Here is a 20471-nt window from a genome sequence, read left to right as displayed (position 1 = left end):
CGATTCATGACACTATACGACATTGCCAAGCCGCTGTTGTTTCAGCTCTCTCCCGAGACCGCTCACTGGCTCGCTCACGGTGGGCTCCACGTCGTCGATGGGACAGTTCTCGAGGCGATTTTGAAGCGAACGTTCGTCGTCGAGGACGAGCGGCTGGAAGTCTCGGCGTTCGGCCAGGAGTTCCCGAATCCCATCGGCGTCGCAGCCGGTTTCGACAAGACAGGTCAGGCGCCGGGCGCCCTGCAAGCGCTGGGCTTTGGCCACGTCGAAGTCGGGGGCATAACGGCCGAGCCTCAGGAGGGCAACCCGCGCCCGCGCGTGTTTAGGCTAGTGGAAGACGAGGCGATCATCAACCGGATGGGGTTGAACAACCCGGGTGCAGCCGTCCTCGGTCGGCGCCTGGCCGAGACGGACGTGGAGCACCCCGTCGGCGTCAACCTGGGAAAATCCGAGTCGGTACCATTGAGAGAGGCTGCTGACGATTACCGTGAGACCTACGAACGGGTGGCCGGCCACGGTGACTTTTACGTCGTCAACATCTCCTGCCCCAATTCAACGGGCATTCGAGAGTTGCAAAACCGGGATTCGATGGCAGATATTTTCGCCGCGCTGACGGAGGCCGGCGCAAGTCCATTGTTGGTCAAGCTCTCGCCGGATCTGCCGGAACCCGCCGTCGAAGACGCCCTCGATTTAGTCGACGAATACGACCTCGACGGGGTGGTGGCGACGAACACGACGACCGACCGACCGAAGAACCTTTCGAGCCCGGATCGCGTCGAGAAGGGTGGCCTCTCGGGGAAACCCCTCGAAGACGAAGCGACGGAGATGGTTCGGTTCGTTGCCCAGCGGACGGACGTGCCCGTGATCGGTGTCGGTGGCGTGTTCACGGCGGCCGACGCCTATCGGAAGATCAGGGCCGGCGCGAGCCTGGTTCAGATCTACACGAGCTTCATCTATCGTGGACCGACTGTTGCCCGAAATGTCAATCGAGGTCTGGCGACGCTACTGGAACGTGATGGCTTCGACAGCGTCGAGGACGCGGTCGGCGTAGATCTCTGATTGCTTTGGAAAACTGAACTGCGACCGTGCTCAGCGGTAGTCACTCGCCGGAACGGCGTGCTCGACATCGACGCTGATCCAGGTCGTCCCGATCTCCGGCCACTCTGCGTCGACCGGAAACACCGTCATCGTCGAGGGGTCCTCACGATCGTCGTAGGCCCGGTCGAGTTCGATAGACGGGCCCTCGCCCGGCACGTCCGCCGAGGGATCGAACGTCGCCTCAGAACCGGATTCGTCGGTCGTTGACATACGCTGTGTCTCCTGTTTCTGTATGAGAGAGGAACACACAAATACCGGACTGTACCGGAAATATTGGCCAAACCGTGAAACAGGAGCGCGAATCGAATGAAATGACCACCATTGTCGGCACATATCACATCACACGACCACATTTTCCCAAATACATGAACATATGACCACCCAATATCCGGATGCAGCTGGAACTCATCGGTCCTGGCCTGCGTGCTGATACAAACGGTCACGAGCGAACCGTCACGCGAAAAGCGTGGTCCACACGAACGAAGTGAGTGTGGGCTCGGGAGAGCTTGCTCTCCCGGTGGCGAAAAACCGCTACTGCAACGCTACCAGCTCGAACTCGAAGGCGACCACTGGCAGTTCTAGATCGTGTTCGACGAGGACTGCGGGATGCACTTCGCCGATCACGCCGACCGCCTCCCCGTCGATCTCGACGGTGGCGGTCCGACCGTCGATGAACGACGGATGTTCCGTGGGTGGGGTCGCCAGGTCGGCATCGAACTCCGCAACCAGCGCCTGGAGGCGTGCCTTGGCGTCCTCGTAGGAGACGTCGTGACGCGCGAGCGCACCTGCGACGTGTCGCGCCTCGGCGACGCTGGTGTCCGCCTCGTCGTCTCGCCGGGCGACGAACCCGACCTCCGCGAGGTCCTGGGGGTAGCGGCGATGGGTGTTGTTCGAGAACACTTGCATAATGGAGGGAAGCAACCACGTCCGGACGACCGTGTAGTCCTCGCTGTAGGGGTTGCGGACCGCGACGGGATCGCCGCCGCCCAGGACGGCAGTCCCCGGATCGACCCCCATGCGATCGTGCAGTTCGTCCGCGCTCGTGAGGTGGAAGTTCAATAGATCCTGGAAACCGAGTCCGACCAGGGTAGTCCGGACGGCCTCTTCGAGGCGGGCGCGCTCGTGTCGGCCGCCGATCGTCCCCACCTCGGGGTAACGCGGTTCGAGTTCATTGAACCCGTAAGCACGCCCGACGTCGTCGATCACGTCGACAGGGTGGAGGACATCGACGCGATAGGGCGGGATCGTCACGTCGTAGCCTGGCCCATCGTCGGCCTCAGTAGCGTCGCCGTCCAGTCCGGATCGTTCGAAGAGGTCGATCACGTCTTCCGCCGCGAGCTCGATCCCGAGCGTGCGCTCGATCCGGTCGTGAGCGACCGTCTTGGTTTTCGTCGAGAAGTCGGGACGAACCAGCTCGGTGCCGTACTCCTCGGGGCCGTTCGCGTACTCGACGCGGACCTCTTCGATCGTCCCGCCGCGGGCGTCCAAGGCGTAACAGACGACATTGAGCATGTGGTCGATCGTCCACTGGTCGGTCCCGGTCATCTCGATGAAGAGGTCTCGCGACTCGGTCGAGACCTCGGTCCGGCGACCGTTGACCACCGGTGGGAACGAGAACAGCCCGATCGAGTCGTAGATCGCCGGGACGGTGTCGTAGTCGGCGACCAGATCGGCGTATTCCGTGCCGATGTGGTGGCCTTCGAGGACTTCGCCCGGCGTCATCGCTTCGTCGCCCTCGAGTGGAACGAATTCCTCGCCGTCGCGGTCGATACCGGTGTAGCGGATGGACTTCTCGCTGTCACCGGCCGATCCCCCCTTGAGCATGGTCAAATCGTGAACTCCGATCGCACCCTTCGCGCGCTTGCGACCCATCGTCGCGTGGAGCTTCTCCTGAAGCTGGATCAACGAGTCCAGGGAAGCCTCGTCGAGATCCAGCCCGCGGACGATCGCACCCGTGACGTAGGGTCGATCCTCGGGGACGTCCTCAACGCGGATCGTCCAGTCGGGATCGTTAGTGTTCGGGACGTAGATGCCGCGATCGTCGCCGTACTGGTAGCGCAGCGACCGGGCGACCCCCTCGACGGAGAGACGATCCAGCCGGTCGGGCTCGAACTCGAAGCGCAGCTCACCGTCCTCGGTCTCGCCCTCGTACTCCAGGCCCAGTTCGAAGAGATCATCGCGCAGGTCGGCGTCGCTCTTCTCCTCGTGGCCGGTCAGCGTCCGGAGTTCGTCGGTGTCGATGTCGACAGTGGGCATCAGTAACGCACCTCCTCGGTGCGGAGATAGTCGAGGTCGACCAGCGTCCCGTGGACATCACGGATGTCCTCGGCGCCGGTGACCAGCATCATCAGTCGTTCGAGGGCAAGTCCCCAGGCCATCACGTCACACTCGACGCCGAGAGGGTCGAGCATCTCGGGCCGGAAGATCCCGGAGTTGCCGATCTCGACGACCTCGCCGGTGACGGGATGTTCGCCGAACAGCTCGAAACTCGGCTCCGTGTAGGGATTGTACGTCGGCTTGAACTCCAGGTCAGTGATCCCGAACTGTTCGTAGAACTCCGTGAATGTCCCCATCAGATCCCGCACCGAAAGATCCTCGGCCATCACCCACCCCTCGATCTGGAAGAACTCCAGCAGGTGGGTCGAGTCGATCTCGTCGTTGCGATAGGCCTTCTCGACGGAGAAAAAGCGCTGCGGGGGTTCGAGGTCACCCTTCGCGACGCCAGCGAGGTGACGGGCCGACAGAGAGGTAGTATGGCCACGCAGGTCGATCTGACGGGCCATCTCCTCACCCCACGGCGAGTGATAGCCCTCGCCGTCTTCTCCGACGCCCTCGCGGTGGGCGTGCTCGACATCGTGGCGGATTTCCGCGGGCAGGTTGTCCATCGGCGGGACCTCCAGTGCGAACTGATCCCAGTGCGTGCGCGCGGGATGATCCTGGGGCATGAACAGCGCGTCGTTGATCCAGAACTCCGCGTCGGCATGAGGCCCCTCCATTTCCTCAAAGCCCATGCCCACGAGGACTTCCTTGACGCGCTCGGCCATCCCGCGTAGTGGGTGAATCTTCCCGCCGTCGATCGCCTCGGCGTCGGCTTCGACGTTGTAGTCGGCGAATTCGACGTCCTCCCACTCGCCGCTGGTGAGAAGATCGGAGGTCAGTCGATCGACCCGTTCGGCTTCCTCGACGCCGGCCATGAGTTCCGTCACGCCCGCGTCGGTGAGTTCGACCGATCGGACAGTTCGTTCGGAGCGCTCGATCAGCTCACGCCGGTCGAGTTGATCGAGAGCGTCGTCGTCATCGACGGGTTTGCCGGCGTCGATGGCCTCCAGGGCGCTCGCTTCCGCATCAGCACCGAGATCAGCGTCGGGATCGGCAGTGATCTCGCCGGATTCGATCTCGCCGTACCCCTTCCGAGCGAAATTCGACAGCGCAATGTCGACGGCCTCGCCGCCCAGATCGGCGGCGCCGATGACCTGGCCCATCGAGACGGCATGCTCGTCGGCCCCCTGCTCGATGGCGGCCCGATAAAGGCGGTGTTCGGGCAGGCCGGCGTCGAGATACGACTGACCCTCGTCGGTCAGCGAGACGGATTCGTCGGTCGTTTCGGTGACGGAGACTAGACCCTCGGCTTCGAGTTCGAAAGCGGCCCGCGTGACGGCTGCCGTGGCGAGGTCCGTCTCCTCGCTCAGCTGTGCAACGGTGCGTCTGTCGTCGGCGCTCGCGGCCTCCAGGACCGCGAGTTGGTCGGTCGGGAGTTCCATCAGTTGTTGTCGGATACACTGGGGTTGCTCAGTTAACGGTTCTCACTCGGCCCTGCGGGCGAAGAACCCGGGCGATCGGTTTCGTCCCCGACTCAGTTTCCCGAATGCGGGGAGTCCACCGATCGTCAGAACCCCTCGAAAAAGCCGAACGCCCGAGCGGCTCTCGGCTGACTGGCGGTCCACCGAGCGTGGACGTCCGGTGCCATACCACAGGGTTGGTGAGCACCCACACAAAAACGTTCCGTCCTGTGACCGTACCGATCAGCCCACCTGTGCGGCTTTCAGACAGTTCTGTGGACGGATGATCTTGCACGACCCAGTCGAAATGGAGGGTGATCCCCAACGGAAGACAAACGTCTCCGGGATCTGCTTCGATACCTACGGACTGATTATTACGATGAGACTTATGACGACGCCAGCGACAATAAGTGGCCAAAATGGCTCGACCACTGCACCAATGATCGTGAGTTGAATCGCGAAAAGGACGTACAAGAGCTTCCGGATACCAGTATTAGACGCATTCGTTTCTGCCATGGTTGTCGTTGGATTCACGAAATCGTGACACCAGTGTGTCCCGTCGTGGGTTGTTTGGGAGCCAGTATGATAGTGACGAAACCAATTCAAATGAGTTTTTTCAATTTCATCTCATTGATCGGCAGTTATCGCGATCAAATGGCGTCGAAAACGCCCGTGGCCTGATCACTGGACCCAGAGAACGTTCCGTCGCGGTCGGCAATCAGTCGTCCAGAGCCGTCTCGGGGCGGTACTCCCGACTGATTGCCTTCCACTTGCCCGTCGAGAAGCGGTAGTAGTTGCCCACCGCGGGGACGAGCGTCTCGCCGAGGAAGGCGATATACAGTCCCCAGACGCCGATCGTGGTCGTTGCACCGAGGTAGGCCGCCGGGATCGAGACGACGAACACCCCGAGAGCCTGGTAGACGAACGGCCAGTTCGTGTCGCCGGTGGCGTCTAAGGCTCCGGCGATAGTGCTGTTGACTCCTTGCGGGATGATCGCAACACAGGCTGCAAAGACGAGGCCGACGGCGATCGGGACGGCCCCGGCCTCGGTTCCGAACAGGACAACAGTAGGATGGGCGACCAGCGCGACGATCGCTGCCGAGACGGTGTAGGTCGCGACCGCCATCAGGACGATCTCTCGGCCGTAGATCTCGGCGGTCTCCTCGTCGTCGGTCCCCAGATGCTGGCCCACTAGACTGGACGCCGCAAGCCCGAAGCCCCAGCCGGGCACGTTCATCAGCCCCCAGAGACGCCGGGCGACGGTATAGGCCGCGAGCGTCGTCGTTCCAAACATCCCGACGATTGCGAGCATGGGGAAACGAGCGACCGTCCAGGTCATGTTCCGGCCGACGACGGGCGTCCCGATCGAGACGATGTCGGTGACGTCCCCCCAGTGAATGTACGTCCCTCGGGGGGAGACCGAGACCGGGAACTGCCCGATGAGGGGAAGCCAGCCGACGATCAAGCCGACGACGAACAACGACGTGACCATGACGTTCGCCAGGACAGTCCCCCAGGCCGCACCAGCCACGCCCAGCCCGAGACCGAAGATGAACACGGCGTTGAGGGCGATATTCAGGACCGCACCGCCACCTCGGAGGATCATGGGAATCTGGGCGTCGTCAGCGCCGATGAGCACGCGGCTTCCTACGAGGTTGAGTCCGGCAAAGGGCACGCCCAGTCCGAGGATCTTGAGATACGTCGCGCCATAGGTGATGACCTGCGGATCGCTGTTCAGCAGGCCGATGAGCTCCTGGGGGACGAGCCAGAACGCGGCGCCGATGGGTATCGTCGCCGTGACGACGACCAAGAAACTCGAACGGACGGCCTGGCTCAATTGGGCGAACTCCTCGGCACCAAAGCGCTGAGAGACAAGTGCGATCGTCCCGGCCGCGAACCCACCGCCGAAAGCGAAAGCCAGACCCCAGAACGGGCCGGCCAGTCCGATCCCGGAGATCGCGGGATTGGCGACGATCCCCGAGGCCGCCCCGACCATGGCGACGTCGGCGGCGTTTTTCGACATCCGGGCGATCCCGGTGACAACGCGCGGCCAGGAGAGATCCGTCGCTCGGCGTGCCCGCGAGGCGTCGATCAACCCGAGACGAGCAAGCCCCAGACCGAGCAAGAGAATGACGCCACGAACGGGATTCACGCGAGAACCAACGCGCTTGATCGACTGGACGGCGCTGTCGATCGAAAGCGGAAGGCGTGACACGAAGTGAGCGGACGTAGTTCGTCGGCGGAAAAAGACCTTCCTATCTCGAAAGGGCCGAGTGAGTTGGTGACTTTCATTGAAGCGGAGTGGCCGGGCAAACCGACCACCCAGAACGGCACACAACAATAATTATATAATATGGGATAGGATTTGGCTGTGGATGGCGGTTACTGATCTCGATGCACGAACGACGGTGTTCATCGTTGCACTCGTGCTGGTTCTGGTCGGTAGTGGTACAGCCTATTGGGTAGAGACGAACGGCCAGACGGTGGAGGTCCGGGACGTTCAGTTCGAGGCAACGAACGGGACGATGATGACCGGAGAGCTGTACGTCCCTCCCGGTGTCTCGACGGCCGACCCGGCGCCGGCGATCCTCGCGACACACGGCTACATCAATTATCACGAGACTCAATCGCCGTTCGCGATCGAGTACGCCAGACGCGGGTTCGTCGTCCTGGCGGTCGATCAGACCGGCCACGGGGGATCCGATCCGCCGGCGTTCGCCCACGGGTTCGGCGGCCCGCCGGCCCTGGAGTACCTCCGGTCGCTGTCGATGGTCGATACGGACAATATTGGCCTCGAAGGCCACTCGATGGGCGGATGGGCAAGCGTCGCTGCGGCGGCCGTCCACCCTGACGGCTACGAGTCGATGGTACTGTACGGATCGTCCACAGGGTCGTTCGGTGCACCCGAAGGAACTCCCGAATTCCCGCGTAATCTCTTGGTCGACTACGGCGAGTACGAGGAGTTCCCCTACATGTGGGAACTAAACAAGGCACGGAACGTCGAGAACAGTGGGAAGTTGCAGAGCGTCTTCGGGACCGACAGCACCGTCGAAGAAGGGCGCGTCTACGGAAGTATCGAGGACGGGACGGCCCGAAAACTCATTACGCCGGGGACGACCCATCCAGGGCTGCACCTCTCGCCGACCGCGACCGCAGACTCGATCGAGTGGTTCCAGACGACCTTAGATGGTGAGGACCCGCTGCCACCCGGCGATCAGACCTGGTACTTCAAGGAACTGGGCACGTTGCTGGCGATGCTCGGCGGCATCGTGTTCATGTTCCCGCTCGGGTCGCTGCTTGTCGAACGGTACGATCGCTCGGCCGGATTCAGCCGGGAACTGCCCGAATCGGTCGGACTCGAAGGGGTTGCTCGGATCGGTACGGCACTCGTCGCGTTCTTCCTGCCGATCCTGACCTACTATCACCTCCAGGAATGGGGCCAGAGCACCTTTGCGGCGAGTTCGCTCCTGCCCCAGGAGATTACGACCGGCGTCGCGGTGTGGGCGACGTTCAACGCGATCGTGATCCTAGTGGGCTTTGCCGTGTTCCACTATACCAAGGACGGATCGTTCGCCGATCTTCGAGCGTCATACGGGCTAGGAACCGATACCGGCCTCCGGACGATCGGGCGGGCAGCGCTTTCGAGTATCGGCATCGTCGGTGGGTTGTACCTCCTGCTCTCGATCACCGAATACCTGACCGGACAGGGCTTTCGCTTTTGGGTCTTCGGGATCCGACCACTCGAGACCTTCCAGTTTTGGATCGTCCTGCGGTATCTGATCCCGTTCACTGTGTTCTTCGTCGCGCTCGGAATCCTGCTACACGGCGAGTTACGGCCGCGTGACGGCTATGCGTCCGTCCGGCGGGAGATGGCGACAAACTGGGCGATAGTCGGGGGGCCGTTCGTCCTCCTGCTTGCCGTCCAGTACGGGTGGATGGTCACGACCGGCCATCTGATGAGTAACTTCCTGACGGCCGGCGTGGACCTGCTGACGATCCTCGCCTTCCAGTTCCTCGTGTTGCTCTCGATCGCACCGCTAATCTCGACGTATTTCTTCCGGAAGACGGGACGTATCTGGACGGGCGCGTTCACGAACGCGCTGTTCGTGACTTGGGTCATCGTTGCCGGGACGGCCACCCACTACCCGATAGCGATCTTCTAATCAGGGTCTGTCCGCTCGTCTCACGTCGATTGGAACGGCGACGATCCGACACCCCGGGCCGTCACCGGTTCCGATCGGAGTCGAATTCGATGTCCAGTTCGTCGAGTTTCTGGGCCCACTCCTCGCGCTTCTCCTGATGATCCCCGAGAAACGCTTCCATGAGTTCGGCCGCCTGCTCCTTACAGCCGCCACAGAGCCGTTCGCCACCGGCACACTCCTCGTAGACCTCCGTCGCGAGTTCGTCGTCGTCATCCGCGAGCAGGTAGGCGTACAGTTCGTAGACTGGACACTCGTCCGGTTTGCCGCCGAGTTCGCGCTGTTCGTCGGCCGTTTCGCGGCCGCCCGTCGTCGCCGACCGGACCTTGTCGTAGCCGTCTTCGGGGTCGTCCAGCAGGCTAATGTGACTCGCCGGGACTGACGAAGACATCTTCCCGCCGGTGAGCCCAGTCATGAAGCGATGGTAGATCGACGACGGTGGGAGGAAGCCATAGCCACCGTGATCGAGTTCGACCTCGCGGGCGAGTTCCTCGGCCGCTTCCCGGGAGAGGTCGAACACGTCGATATGCTCGTCGTAGACGCGCTTCTCGCCGTCGATGGCTTCGATGAGGGTGTCGAACGCTTCCTCGGTGGCGTTGCGATCGAGGAACCGGACCCGGGGACGGAGGGGTTCCTTGCCCGCCTCCCGGAGCATCGTGATGACGCGATCGACGATCATGGTGTCGGGATCGGTCGCGTCGCGATCCCGCCCATTGTCGAGGTAGGTTGCGGCGTCGCCACACCGGACGGTCTGGTCGGGGTGTTGTTCCGAAAGGGTCTCGTAGGCTTCCGCGATAAGTTGGCGTTCCGCGTCGTCGGTCTCGAAAGAGGCATACGCTTCTGTAACGCCGAAGTACCGCATCCGGGCGGCCACGTCACGCGCCAGCCGCATATGGGGATCCTGGTCGGGACCCACGGGAATGACGGTCGGTTTCGGCTCGTCGAGTTGCGGGTAGAGAATGTCGGCCATCTGTGTGACGACGCTTTGCATGTGAGAGACGTCAGTCTCGCCGTCGAAGCCGTAGATGCCTTCGAACTCGGCGAAACGGGCCTCCACGCCGAGTTCGAACGCCAGATCCTGTAACTCCCGGTTCTCGGACTGGCGATAAAGGGTCCCCTCTTCGGGGTCGAAACCCAGTGCGAGCAGTGAGAGGACGTAATCTCTGGCGTGCTCGTCGATCTCGTCCCAGGTCAGCCCGCGGGCGGCGTGGGCCTCCAGATCGGCGATGAGACCGTAGGCGTCCCCGCCCTGCTGTTGATGCCAGATGATCTCGTCGAAGACGAGTTTGTGTCCGATGTGGGGGTCACCGGTCGGCATGAAGCCCGAGAGAACAGCGAAAGGTTCGTCCTCGCGCATGGCACGGGCGATGGGCCGGTAGTCGCGGTGGCCGAAGATGACCCCTCGGCGCATCAGATAATGTGGGTCAGGTACCTCGGGAAGTAACGCCTCGAACTCCTCGATGCCGAACTCCTCGAAGAGGTTGCGATAATCGGAGACAGTCGAGGAACCCCACGGGTCCAGCGTCGTGTCGTCGGCACCGGCGGCCGCCCCGCCGTCGGGCCGCAGTTTCGGGTCGGTCGACTCGGACCGTCGGTCGTCTGGCGATTCGTCGTCGGAGTGTGTGTCTCGCGTCATTGCTGTGATAGTCTGGATGATTAGTGCTTGAGGCCACCGAGCCGAGAAAGCGGAGGGAGCGTCGCCCGCCGGGCGGCGAGTTACGCCCGCCAGCCGGCGACGGCGACACTGTCCACTTCCCGAGGGTGCCAGCGACGGATGTCGGGGGAAGTGGACGCCATATGCGTAGGTCTCCACCAGCAGAGGTTTAATGGTTTTCCATCGGTCGTTCACGGCGTCAGTCGACCGACTTCGAGCCACTCGATCCGGGGAGAATCGGTATTGTCGGCGCGGGTCACCAACGCGAACACCATCTGTTTCCGGACGCCGTGAGCCAGGCGTACATCCAGGGCGAGATCACGCGGCGAGAAGGCGTGATCGGCCGGCAACACCCGCACGAGCAGCTCGGAGTGGCCAAGCGAATCGACGCTTTCGACGTCGGCGTAAGTCCGGAAGTCAGCACCGAATTTGTAGCCCGTCTTGGGGACGACGCCACGCTCGCGGAGCGAACGATAGACAGCCAGCCGCCGGTCGAAGCGCTCGCCTTCGACCTCGCGGCCACACTCGACGATCGCAGCCTCGCCGTCCGCGAGGTCGATGACGCCACGACCGGCCAGCGCGGCGGCCTCGATCAGCGATAGCTGAAGGGGATCGCCAGTTTCGTCGTCGAGCGGTTGTCCGTAGAACCCTTCGTGATAGAGCGCTTCGGGCGGACTCCAGACAAGTACCCGATCGCCCAGCAAGTCGGCCCCAACGCCGGTCGGTAGGTCGACCGCGGTCGACCCGTCGATCTCACGACGGCTGGTTTCGAGGTAAGTGATCGCCGATTCCTCGTCGACGACCGCCAGGACGCTATCACCCAACGTGGCCGCGTCGATGGCCGTCCGCTCGCTTTCGGCCCGGACGCGGTAGGCAATATCGTCGTCCCAGGGACCCTGTCCGCGCGGATAGACGACGAAATCCGCCCCCGTGGGATCGTCGACCCATCCCTCCCGGGCGGGCGAGAGATAGAACCCCCGATCCCGGAGGTCCTTGTAGACCAGAAAGTCGATTTCCGAGACGGCAGCCGAAGAAAGCAATGCTCGGAAGGCGAGCGAATCGCCACTGTCGGCGTCGCGGACGGCTTGGATGTCGCCCCGATAGAGGAGGTGGGCGGCTTCGACGGGGGCCAGGGTAAGCCCGCCGGCGTCGGCCCGGCCGTAGCCCCGTGAGTCGTAGAACCGCTCGCGGGCCTCGCCGTTGCCCCGGACCGTGTTCTCTTCCAAGACCAGTTCCATGGTCCGACCTGCCGGCGGGCGGTCAAAGGCGCTACGATCGAAGTCGAATCACTGCCCGTCGGTTGCTTGGACACCGACCTCGTGCCAGGCCTCACAGGTGGCGTCCAGACAGCGCTTGCCGCCGGCGGTCTCGAACAACGGGAGCCCACATGAACACTCCTCGACCACCACGCCGGCAGGAAAAGCAAAACCGGTGTCACAGTTAGGATAGTGCTCACAACCCGCCAGCAGACCGCCACGCCGGAGGACCCGAAGGTCACCCTCGCAGTTGGGACAGTCCCACTCTCGATCGAAAACGCCGGCGACTGCCTCGTCCATCGATTCGCACTCGCGGTCGACACAGACCTCGAAGGCGCGGCCGCGCTCGACGCGGATCCGGGGGAGGCCACAGTCGCAGTGATCGTCCAGTATCTCGGCGTCGCCGGGCAGTCCGTGCCGGGCGTCACAGCCCGTGCAGACGACGGCGTCGGCGACGCGAACGAGGGCGTCCCCACAGTCCGGGCACTCGCCGACCGGCGTACCGGCTGCACTGACAGGGTAGCGACCGCTGGCTGTCTCCTCGTGGATGGTGACTTCGAGACGCTGGTTGCCATCACTGGCCGCGAGGTGGGTGCGGTCGATGGTCACCGTCTCCGCACGCGTGAGCCAGGCGACCGGCTGATACCCCTCGGCGTCGTGGACCAGCACGGTGTTGTCGGGCTTGACGACGACCAGGACCTGTCCGCACTGTTCGTGTTCGCGGACGCGCGAACCCTCGAAGGTAGTCGTACACTCCCCGGCGACGACGTGGATACCATCGTGCATACCCCGGCTGCCCTCACTCTCCGATATAAACGCGCGGCCGGTTTCTGATCGTTACCGGGGCCAACGGGAAAGGACCTCCACGCACCCAGAGTCCGAACGTTCGTGCTTCCGGTCCATCTGAAAGCAGTATGCGCAGACGCGTCGTCGCCGTCGTGATCGCGGGCGTGGTGCTCGCCGGCTGTACGGGACTGCCCGAGTCCGGGCCGGACGCCCAGACGGCCACGTCACCAGCGTTCGGCGGGGAAACGACAGTTGAAATGCCCTCCGACGGCTCGAGCTCACCGACGGTCCCGTCGGGCGACAGCAGGACCGCCACGGTCGTCGAAGTGGTCGACGGCGACACAATGGAAATCGAATACGCGAACGGCACCCGCGAGACGATCCGGTTGCTGGGCGTGGACACGTCGGAACCCTATGCCGAAGTGGCCCCAGGAGAGTGAGACAGGGTTCCCGACACAGGCGCGGGACGGGCGTGGCTCCGCGGGTGGGGTAAAACGCGAGCGGGTTCGCCGAGCAGCGACTGGCCGGCAAAGAAGTGCAGATCGTCACCGGCGAAGCGGCGGGCCGCGGCGGGTACGGTCGGTTGCTCGCCTACGTCGTGGCACGTCGACATTTATATACCAAGACGAGACTACGATGGGTATGACCGGCAAATACGCCATCCAGGGCATCGAATTGACCGGCGACCGCTACACCGTTGTCCAGTCACTGATTCGAAACAAGTATCGAGCCGAGGACGGCCGTGGCAACGTCGTCCTCCGCGGCAAGCAGAAAATGTTCAAGATGAAAGAAGAGTTCCCATTCGTCGACGCCAACGGCGAGGAGGTGTTCACGGTGAAAGCGGGCGGCATCCTCGACGTGGCCGGCGATTACGTCCTCAGTGACGCCCGGACTGGCGAGGAACTCGTCATCCTCGACAACGATTACTCGATCTTCCAAGATACGTGGAAGATTCGGGACGCACGGACAGAGGCCAAACTCGCCGAGATCAACTCGCGTGGTGCGACCGTCACTCTGGCCCGGTCGGTCGTCCCGTTCGGTGGTTGGATCCCACACAAGTACGAGATCACGGACCTCGACGGGAATCACGTCGGGCGGATCGAGGGCCAGTTCTCGCTGAAAGATCAGTACGATATCGTCATCGACGACGCGAGCGACGTCCCAAAAGAACCGATCGTCGCCGCGGCGATGGTCGTCGACGCGATCCAGGAGAACTGAGATCGAGAACACGCCGACAGGCGGATCACTGCATGGCCCGGACTGGCTCGCCCGTGACAGCATCGACCAGTGCCCACAGGTGGGGTGCCGTATCGATCAGTTCGACCGGGCCAGTCGGACCGCACGAGAGCGCGTTGGGGTGTACACTGTCGATCCCAGCTCAAACAACGGCCATTCAGAGCCCCTCGCTGGCAGCGCGTACGACAGGAGATGGCGATCGGGGCCGGCGAGACACGTCACCGCCTGACGTCGAACCGCCACCGCTTTGTCCACGCTGACGTACGTCCGGGTATGACTGCAGTCCTCTGTGACATGGACGGCGTGATAATCAGCTCCGAGGCCCACTGGAAGCGCCACGAGAGCGAGGACATCTACCCGAAAGTCGTCCCCGACCAGGAAGTTCCGCCCGAGGAGACGACGGGGATGTACTACCGCGAGATCTACGACTACCTCGACGACAACTACGGTGCGGCCATCTCTCAGGAGGAGTTCCTCGAGCTGTTCGAGGCGGCGGGTCGCCAAATCTACGGCGAAGAAGCCGATATTGTCGCTGGCGTCCCCGAACTGCTCCGAGACGTTCGCGCCGACGGCCACGGCATCTCGCTGGTGACCTCCTCGCCACACCACTGGATCGATGTCGTTCTGGACCGCTTCGAGTTGGAAGACGATTTCGACGCGATCGTTAGCGCCGCCGATGTCGAAGCAGGCAAGCCAGCGCCTGACGTCTACCAGCGGGCTGGGCGACTGGCGGGCGAGGACCCGGCCGATTGCATCGCCATCGAGGACTCGACGAACGGGGCGTCGGCAGCGAAAGCCGCCGGCGCGTTCACCATCGGCTTCACTGGCGTCCACAACGGCATCGATCGCTCGATCCCGGACGTGGTCGCCGAGGACATCGACGAGCTGCGGGAGCTATTGGTCGAGCGGCTCTAGACCAGTATCGTCACGGATCCTGTATTCAAACACGGAACTGATGGCGGACGTTGTCGTGATTAGCTCACTTCACCGCGACCGTCCGCGTCTCGACGACCGGCCGAAGCGGGAGTTCCGGGAACGCGACCTCGACGGCGAACTGAAGTGCCTCAGCATCGCCACCGAAGACGCCAACCGGGAGCGTCGCCTCACCAAGGTAGGTCTCGCTCGCGGTCATTTCGACACCGTTGACGGTGACGCGGACGCCGGCCCGTGCGCCGCCGCTTTTGTTCCGGACGCTTACCTCGCACATCTCGTTCTCGCCGCGGGCGATCGTCTCGGGGAATTCGCCCCACTCGACATCGATAGCGGGTAACTCCCCAGCGCTGTCGTGGACGCGCTCGGCCACGCCCTCGCTCAGACCCACATCGACGAGGGCGTCGGCGCCAGCGCTCACCACGTCGGCGGGCGTAGCGAACCCCTCGGCGGCGAGTTTACTCGCCCGCCCGGAACCGACGCCGTCGATGGCCGTCAGGCCGACAGCGTCGCTCCCGATCCCGTGTTCGACCCTGGCCTCGACCCGGCGGGCGAGGTTGGCCGCCCGCGAGCCATCGAACTCGTCGAGGAAGGCCCGCAGCGCCGCCAGCAGGCGCATCGCGTTCTGCCGGATGACCCAGGCGTCGCTCTGCAGTTCGGCCGGGGTCGTCCCGCGGGTGCTGGCCTCCAGGATCGCCAGGACCTTCCGCTGACCGGCATCGAGATCGACGTCGACGACGGTGCCGGGATCGCTCGCCTCACCCAGCACCGCACGGACGGCGTCGCGTTCGTCGGTCCGGGCGCTGACACTGTCGAACTCGCCGGCACCCGCGACGACGGTAAGTACGTCGCGCTCGCCGAGTTCCTGCTCGCTCGCGGCCTCGGCCAGGTCGGCGAAGTGCCGGGCCGTATCGAGCCGGAGGTAAAACCGCGAGGCGAGTCGGCCCAGCGCGGTCGCCGAAACCCGGAGGTCGTCGTCCATCTCGACGAACCCCCGGTCGACCAGTCCCCGAAGCGTCGAACTGGCCTGCTCACGGAGCGATCCGGCGGCCTCGTACCGGTCGGGCGCGTTCCCCGCACGGACGTAGTAGAAGGTCGTTTCGAGCCAGTCCAGCACGTCGTCCAGATCGCCGATCGTCCCCATCGCGATCTCGGCGTTGAGATGCGCATCGAGACTCTCGGCCAACCGGGACTCGATCTCCTTGCCGTCCCGGAGCAGTTGCCGGTACTTGTCGGCCTCGCTACGATCGGTAATCACCCACGCATAGCCCTGATCGTCGTATCCCGGCCGCCCTGCCCGCCCGAGCATCTGGAGGACATCGAGCGGACTCATATCAACCTCACCCTCCAGTGGATCGTGCAATTTGGTATCACGGATTACGACACAGCGGGCTGGGAGGTTGACGCCCCATGCAAGTGTCGACGTCGAGAAGAGAATGTCCAGTTTCCCCTCGCGAAACCACGCTTCGACGCGATTCTTGTCCTCCCGGGAGAGGCCGGCGTGGTGGAAGCCGACGCCATCGAGCACCGACTGCCGGAGCGTATTGTTGTTCAACTCCGAGGCGTCGTTGTGGAAATCGTAGTCCCCGCGGGCGCCGATAGGGATGTCCCGTTCGGCGAGTTCGTCGCGGGTCTTCTTTGCGGCCTGGACAGTGTCCTGGCGGGAGGAGACGAACACCAAGGCCTGCCCGTCCTCCCGGAGGTGGGGTTCGGCGAGGTCGAGCGCCCGGTAGAGCCGCCGATATTTGTCGGCGAAGGCGTTCTCGCCGTGGCTGTAGGTCTTGACGTCGGCGTTGAGCGGGACGGGCCGGTAGTCGTCGCCGAAGGCAAAGGTACTCTCGGGGGGCGAATCGAGCCACTCGGCGACGTCGTCGATGTTGGTCATCGTCGCCGAGAGGGCGACAATCCGTGGGTCACAGAGTCGTCGGAGGCGAGAGATGGTGACTTCGAGGACGCTCCCGCGGCGGTCGGCGTCGAGCAGGTGCACCTCGTCGATGACCACGCAGTCGACGTCGGTGACGAACCCGTACCGCCGAGAGTCGTGCTTGCGGGTCGCCGAGTCGGCCTTTTCGGGAGTCATCACCAGCACGTCCGCGCGCTCGGCCCGGCGCGGATTGAGGTCGCGCTCGCCAGTGACGACATAGACGGAGTAGCCCAGCTCCTCGAAGCGCTCCCACTCGCTCTCCTTCTCGTTGGTGAGAGCTCTGAGAGGAGCCAGAAAGAGGGCCGTCCCGTCGGCGTCGATGGTCTTCGAGATAGCGACCTCGGCGACGGCGGTCTTCCCGCTGGCGGTGGGCGCGCTGACGACGACGTTCTCTTCGGTCTCCAGCAGGGCCGGCAGCGTCTCGGCCTGCATTGCGTTGAAGCTCTCGAAGGGGAACGCGTCGGCGAAATCGGGCAACACATCGGCGACGGGCACCTCTGTTCGGCTTTCGACTGGCTCTGCCACTGTGGGTCAGACAGGGGGCGGGCCGTGCATAGGCGTTTCTGTCCAGGGTTGGCTAGTGTGTTCAGTCATTCAATCTGGTGTGAAGGAATGCCACGATGTAGAGATTGCCTGCACGGTGAACAACTCATGCTATTCGATGATGGTCTCGCCATAGAATAGAGAAGGATGAGATTGTCAAATGACAACCCTTAATATACACTAATTGAACTACCAAAATGGCTTTCCAGTATAGCAGACCAGAATATGTCTCGTAAAACGATCCGACGATCGGTTCTCAAGACAACTGTCGCTTCGATTGCCGGGTTTTCTGGGGTAGGGAGAAGACGCTCTAAAAAAGTAAATACTGAACACGCCTATTTAACTTGAGAGACACAATGGATACCGAAGCATTCATTTTCAATTGCGGCGAGCTCTGGTTTTTAGCTCTAATATACATTGAACTCTATCCACATCCAGGTGACGTTCCATCTTTGGGGGCCTTCATTACTTTGATAGCCCTCGGACTGATCTATGCGATTCCGCTATATTTCGCGTGGAAGATCGTCTCTGAGCTATACGATACCGCTTTATCTCGCGTAGAAGATCGTCTCTGAGCTATGATTTTCGATGATTTGGTCTTGCTCGGCAACGAACGGGATTCAATGTCAAGGATGCTCACCGGCTACTCGGCGATGCCACAGCCGAGCGGGAGCAAAAGCGTGTGGCCCGCGAATCGCTGAAAGATATCTGGACAGATGTCGAGATCAAATCCCAGACCAAATCTTGGCGGGCGATCCAAAGACAACGCGAGAATGGGGGAGAGAACATTCACGCGGTCGGTACTCTGACAACGACATTTTCGTCGGACTCCAGCAGGGCCGGCAGCGTCTCAGCCTGCATCGCGTTGAAAGTCTCGAAAGGGAACGCATCGGCGAACTCGGGCAACACGTCCGCCACGGCGACCTCGCTGGCGCTCTCGGCTTGTTTTGCCACGCGTGTCTCGTTGAGGGGGCGGCGTCCGCATAGGCGTTTCTGTCGCGGATGGCCGATGTGGCCGCTCACGCAATCTGGTTTGGCAGAACGCTATGAGGAAGATTGTGACCGAATGGCCAATTATTTTTGTGTTTCTATTATAGTATTTCATCAGTCGCCAGAAGGTTTAAGGCCGCTAAATATCAAAATTTAATACACACCGGTAAGATTGCCAAACTGGTTGTTCAGAATGGCTGAACAGAATTGGTCCCGCGGAACGAGTCGACGAACGGTCCTCAAAACGACTGCCGCCTCGATTGCTGGGCTCTCCGGAGTGGGAAGCTCACTGGTGTCCCTCGGCCGGGGTGCCGAAGGATCGGATCCGCAACCAGTTACCGATCTCGAGCCTGCGCCTGCGCCGAATCTCTACATCGGGTCCAACCTCAAGAAGTTCAACTGGCTCGTGCTGTTGGGCAACGAGCGGGAATCAATGGCCGACGCACTCACCGGGTATGTCGAGGAAGCGACAGTCGATCGAAAGCAAAAGCGTGCGGCTCGCGAGTCGCTGAAAGATATCTGGTCAACGATCGAGGTCACATCGGAAACGAAAGCCTGGGAAGAAATCCGGAAGCAACAGGAAAAGCGAAAACGAGAGCGAGAGGACGATCGCTGGCAAACGCACAGTGGTGGTCGGCGGAGAAAACAGGAGCGTGAGAACGGACCGAAACACGAGAAAGAGGGGAAAACCACGTATTATGCGCTCGAAAGCGACAAATCGGCCGTTAAACGGACGTTGAAGGGTGCCGAGTCGAGGGTACGCAAATCGAAGGGCGTCCGAACGACCAGTGTGAGCGAGGAAGACGCGGCCACTCTATCAGAATTGTCGGATGTTATTGGCTCCGGCATGAAAGACGACGATACGGGCGAAACCGAGGAGGTTGAGCCAATGTGGCATCCGGATTCAACTCATGAGAAAATCACCGAGATCGCAGTGAACAGTGGGGCAAAACCAGGATCACTAGATAATGTGACCGCTTCTGACATTGGAGAGTGGTCAAAAATACCAGATAACGAGGAAAGAATGGATTACGATCCGGCTCCAGAGATCTTCCCAGACGATATATTTCCTGAAGAGAAAGCCCAGGCTTATGCTCACGCCTGGAATCCAGACCCAGTAGGACTACAGGCAGTAACTGGACCTGTGGGAGGTGGGCCAAAGTATACACAGAAATTTATGAAAAATGCGGAGGATAACTCTGGGGAAGATAGGTTCAAACAACTAGCGTTCGCAATGCATATCATCGAAGATCTAGCCAATCCGTTACATACCGGAGCGTGGTTTACTGAGACTGCCTGGCACAGATCGATACATAGAACATACGAGAAGAAAGTTGACAGCAGATTTGACGAATTATTCAAGGAAGACCTTGAAGACATTGAGAACCTCGAAGTCGTCACAGATCCGTGGTACGTGCTATCGAAGTACGATTATCACGCTAGAAAGCTTGGATCCGATACACACCCCTACGCGTCAGAAGTTGCGGTAGCAGTGCATGAGAACTCTCATCCATTGGAGCATGTGGGTGATAAAACGAAACAATGCATGGAATGGGCCGAGATGTACGCAGCTGGACTTGCTGCCGAGTTGACCGGATACACTTGAGGAATCAATAACAAAGCCATCATTCAAGGTGCCAATGGTAGAGAAATCAGTTCTTTTGGTGTTGGCAGTCGTGATAGCAGTGCCTATCACCACTGGCTGTCTTGGCCAAGACGCCCAGTCCCCGTCTGATTGGAGCGTTTCGTTCTCTGAGCCGAAAACGGGTATCGGGTTCTCCGACATGTACTACGGCGGATCGGAAGGTGGGCAATTAATCTACGGACTCCCAAACGTCACTGAAGAGAGCAATATATCGGAGATACTTGTGACACGTTACACGGAGAATAATGGAGAGTACAACAAGCACTCTGCAACAAAGGGGGGCATATATGAGAACTTTTCGCAGATCTATCTAGATGCACCCCTTAAATCATCAAAGGACCAGACATATCGATATTCGATTGTTGCGAAGAACGAAAGCGGCGCAGTCATTGACTCGATAAACGCCACAGTGACGCGGAACGAGTGATTGA

17 protein-coding genes are annotated in these 20471 nt (G+C 61.7%); 8 read left to right on the top strand and 9 right to left on the bottom strand.

The annotated features are described in order from the left end of the window. Positions 1–6: 6 nt before the first annotated feature. Positions 7–1059 (top strand): quinone-dependent dihydroorotate dehydrogenase, encoded by a 1053-nt coding sequence (locus BN2694_RS10265; protein ID WP_135664824.1) that lies wholly within the window; start codon positions 7–9, stop codon positions 1057–1059. 30 nt (positions 1060–1089) lie between these two features. Here the strand turns inward: BN2694_RS10265 and BN2694_RS10260 are convergent, their stop codons facing one another. The 4 genes from BN2694_RS10260 to BN2694_RS10245 all read right to left on the bottom strand — a co-directional run bounded on the left by BN2694_RS10260 (position 1090) and on the right by BN2694_RS10245 (position 7050). Further along, a complete protein-coding gene (locus BN2694_RS10260) occupies positions 1090–1308 on the bottom strand; it encodes a hypothetical protein (RefSeq protein ID WP_135664821.1) in 219 nt (72 codons plus the stop codon). Positions 1309–1629: 321 nt separating this feature from the next. Next, a complete protein-coding gene (pheT, locus tag BN2694_RS10255; protein ID WP_135664818.1) occupies positions 1630–3354 on the bottom strand; it encodes a phenylalanine--tRNA ligase subunit beta in 1725 nt (574 codons plus the stop codon). Further along, entirely contained in the window at positions 3354–4859 is a 1506-nt protein-coding gene (gene pheS / locus BN2694_RS10250; RefSeq protein WP_135664815.1) for a phenylalanine--tRNA ligase subunit alpha, read from the bottom strand. The genes pheT and pheS overlap by 1 nt, the downstream gene beginning before the upstream one ends. A 736-nt stretch (positions 4860–5595) precedes the next feature. Next, positions 5596–7050: an MATE family efflux transporter gene (locus tag BN2694_RS10245; protein ID WP_394346584.1), complete on the bottom strand. Its 1455-nt coding sequence runs from the start codon at positions 7048–7050 to the stop codon at positions 5596–5598. A gap of 202 nt (positions 7051–7252) precedes the next feature. Here BN2694_RS10245 and BN2694_RS10240 point away from each other — a divergent pair, with 202 nt between their 5' ends. Continuing rightward, positions 7253–9040 (top strand): alpha/beta hydrolase family protein, encoded by a 1788-nt coding sequence (locus BN2694_RS10240; protein ID WP_135664810.1) that lies wholly within the window; start codon positions 7253–7255, stop codon positions 9038–9040. Between the two features lie 61 nt (positions 9041–9101). Here the strand turns inward: BN2694_RS10240 and BN2694_RS10235 are convergent, their stop codons facing one another. From BN2694_RS10235 to BN2694_RS10225, 3 genes are all read right to left on the bottom strand, one after another. After that, a complete protein-coding gene (locus BN2694_RS10235) occupies positions 9102–10712 on the bottom strand; it encodes a tryptophan--tRNA ligase (protein ID WP_135664807.1) in 1611 nt (536 codons plus the stop codon). A gap of 209 nt (positions 10713–10921) precedes the next feature. Continuing rightward, on the bottom strand, positions 10922–11968 hold the full coding sequence (endA, locus tag BN2694_RS10230; RefSeq protein WP_135664804.1) for a tRNA-intron lyase: 1047 nt from the start codon (positions 11966–11968) through the stop codon (positions 10922–10924). A gap of 48 nt (positions 11969–12016) precedes the next feature. Further along, positions 12017–12772: an endonuclease NucS domain-containing protein gene (locus BN2694_RS10225; protein ID WP_135664801.1), complete on the bottom strand. Its 756-nt coding sequence runs from the start codon at positions 12770–12772 to the stop codon at positions 12017–12019. Positions 12773–12900: 128 nt separating this feature from the next. Here BN2694_RS10225 and BN2694_RS10220 point away from each other — a divergent pair, with 128 nt between their 5' ends. The 3 genes from BN2694_RS10220 (at position 12901) to BN2694_RS10210 (ending at position 14923) form a co-directional block, all read left to right on the top strand. Continuing rightward, complete coding sequence (locus BN2694_RS10220) at positions 12901–13212, top strand: thermonuclease family protein (RefSeq protein WP_135664798.1); 312 nt, start codon at positions 12901–12903, stop codon at positions 13210–13212. A gap of 202 nt (positions 13213–13414) precedes the next feature. Further along, complete coding sequence (locus BN2694_RS10215; protein ID WP_394346578.1) at positions 13415–13990, top strand: LURP-one-related/scramblase family protein; 576 nt, start codon at positions 13415–13417, stop codon at positions 13988–13990. 291 nt (positions 13991–14281) lie between these two features. Beyond that, positions 14282–14923 (top strand): HAD family hydrolase, encoded by a 642-nt coding sequence (locus tag BN2694_RS10210; RefSeq protein WP_135664792.1) that lies wholly within the window; start codon positions 14282–14284, stop codon positions 14921–14923. A gap of 64 nt (positions 14924–14987) precedes the next feature. On the opposite strand, the gene BN2694_RS10205 is transcribed toward BN2694_RS10210, so the two are convergent. Then, positions 14988–17357, bottom strand: coding sequence for a DEAD/DEAH box helicase (locus BN2694_RS10205; protein ID WP_135665556.1), 2370 nt, complete (start codon positions 17355–17357; stop codon positions 14988–14990). A gap of 404 nt (positions 17358–17761) precedes the next feature. Here BN2694_RS10205 and BN2694_RS10200 point away from each other — a divergent pair, with 404 nt between their 5' ends. Continuing rightward, positions 17762–17980, top strand: a complete 219-nt coding sequence (locus BN2694_RS10200) for a hypothetical protein (protein WP_135664790.1) — start codon at positions 17762–17764, stop codon at positions 17978–17980. A gap of 214 nt (positions 17981–18194) precedes the next feature. On the opposite strand, the gene BN2694_RS17095 is transcribed toward BN2694_RS10200, so the two are convergent. Then, positions 18195–18359, bottom strand: coding sequence for a hypothetical protein (locus tag BN2694_RS17095; RefSeq protein WP_167880003.1), 165 nt, complete (start codon positions 18357–18359; stop codon positions 18195–18197). A 229-nt stretch (positions 18360–18588) separates the two neighbouring features. Here BN2694_RS17095 and BN2694_RS10195 point away from each other — a divergent pair, with 229 nt between their 5' ends. Both BN2694_RS10195 and BN2694_RS10190 read left to right on the top strand, forming a co-directional pair. Next, positions 18589–20001, top strand: a complete 1413-nt coding sequence (locus tag BN2694_RS10195; protein WP_135664787.1) for a hypothetical protein — start codon at positions 18589–18591, stop codon at positions 19999–20001. 34 nt (positions 20002–20035) lie between these two features. Further along, complete coding sequence (locus tag BN2694_RS10190; RefSeq protein ID WP_135664784.1) at positions 20036–20467, top strand: hypothetical protein; 432 nt, start codon at positions 20036–20038, stop codon at positions 20465–20467. The last annotated feature ends 4 nt before the right edge of the window (positions 20468–20471 follow it).

It is taken from the genome of Halorhabdus rudnickae, from assembly GCF_900880625.1.
Lineage (GTDB): Archaea > Halobacteriota > Halobacteria > Halobacteriales > Haloarculaceae > Halorhabdus > Halorhabdus rudnickae.
This window is presented reverse-complemented; position numbering and strand designations above follow the sequence as displayed.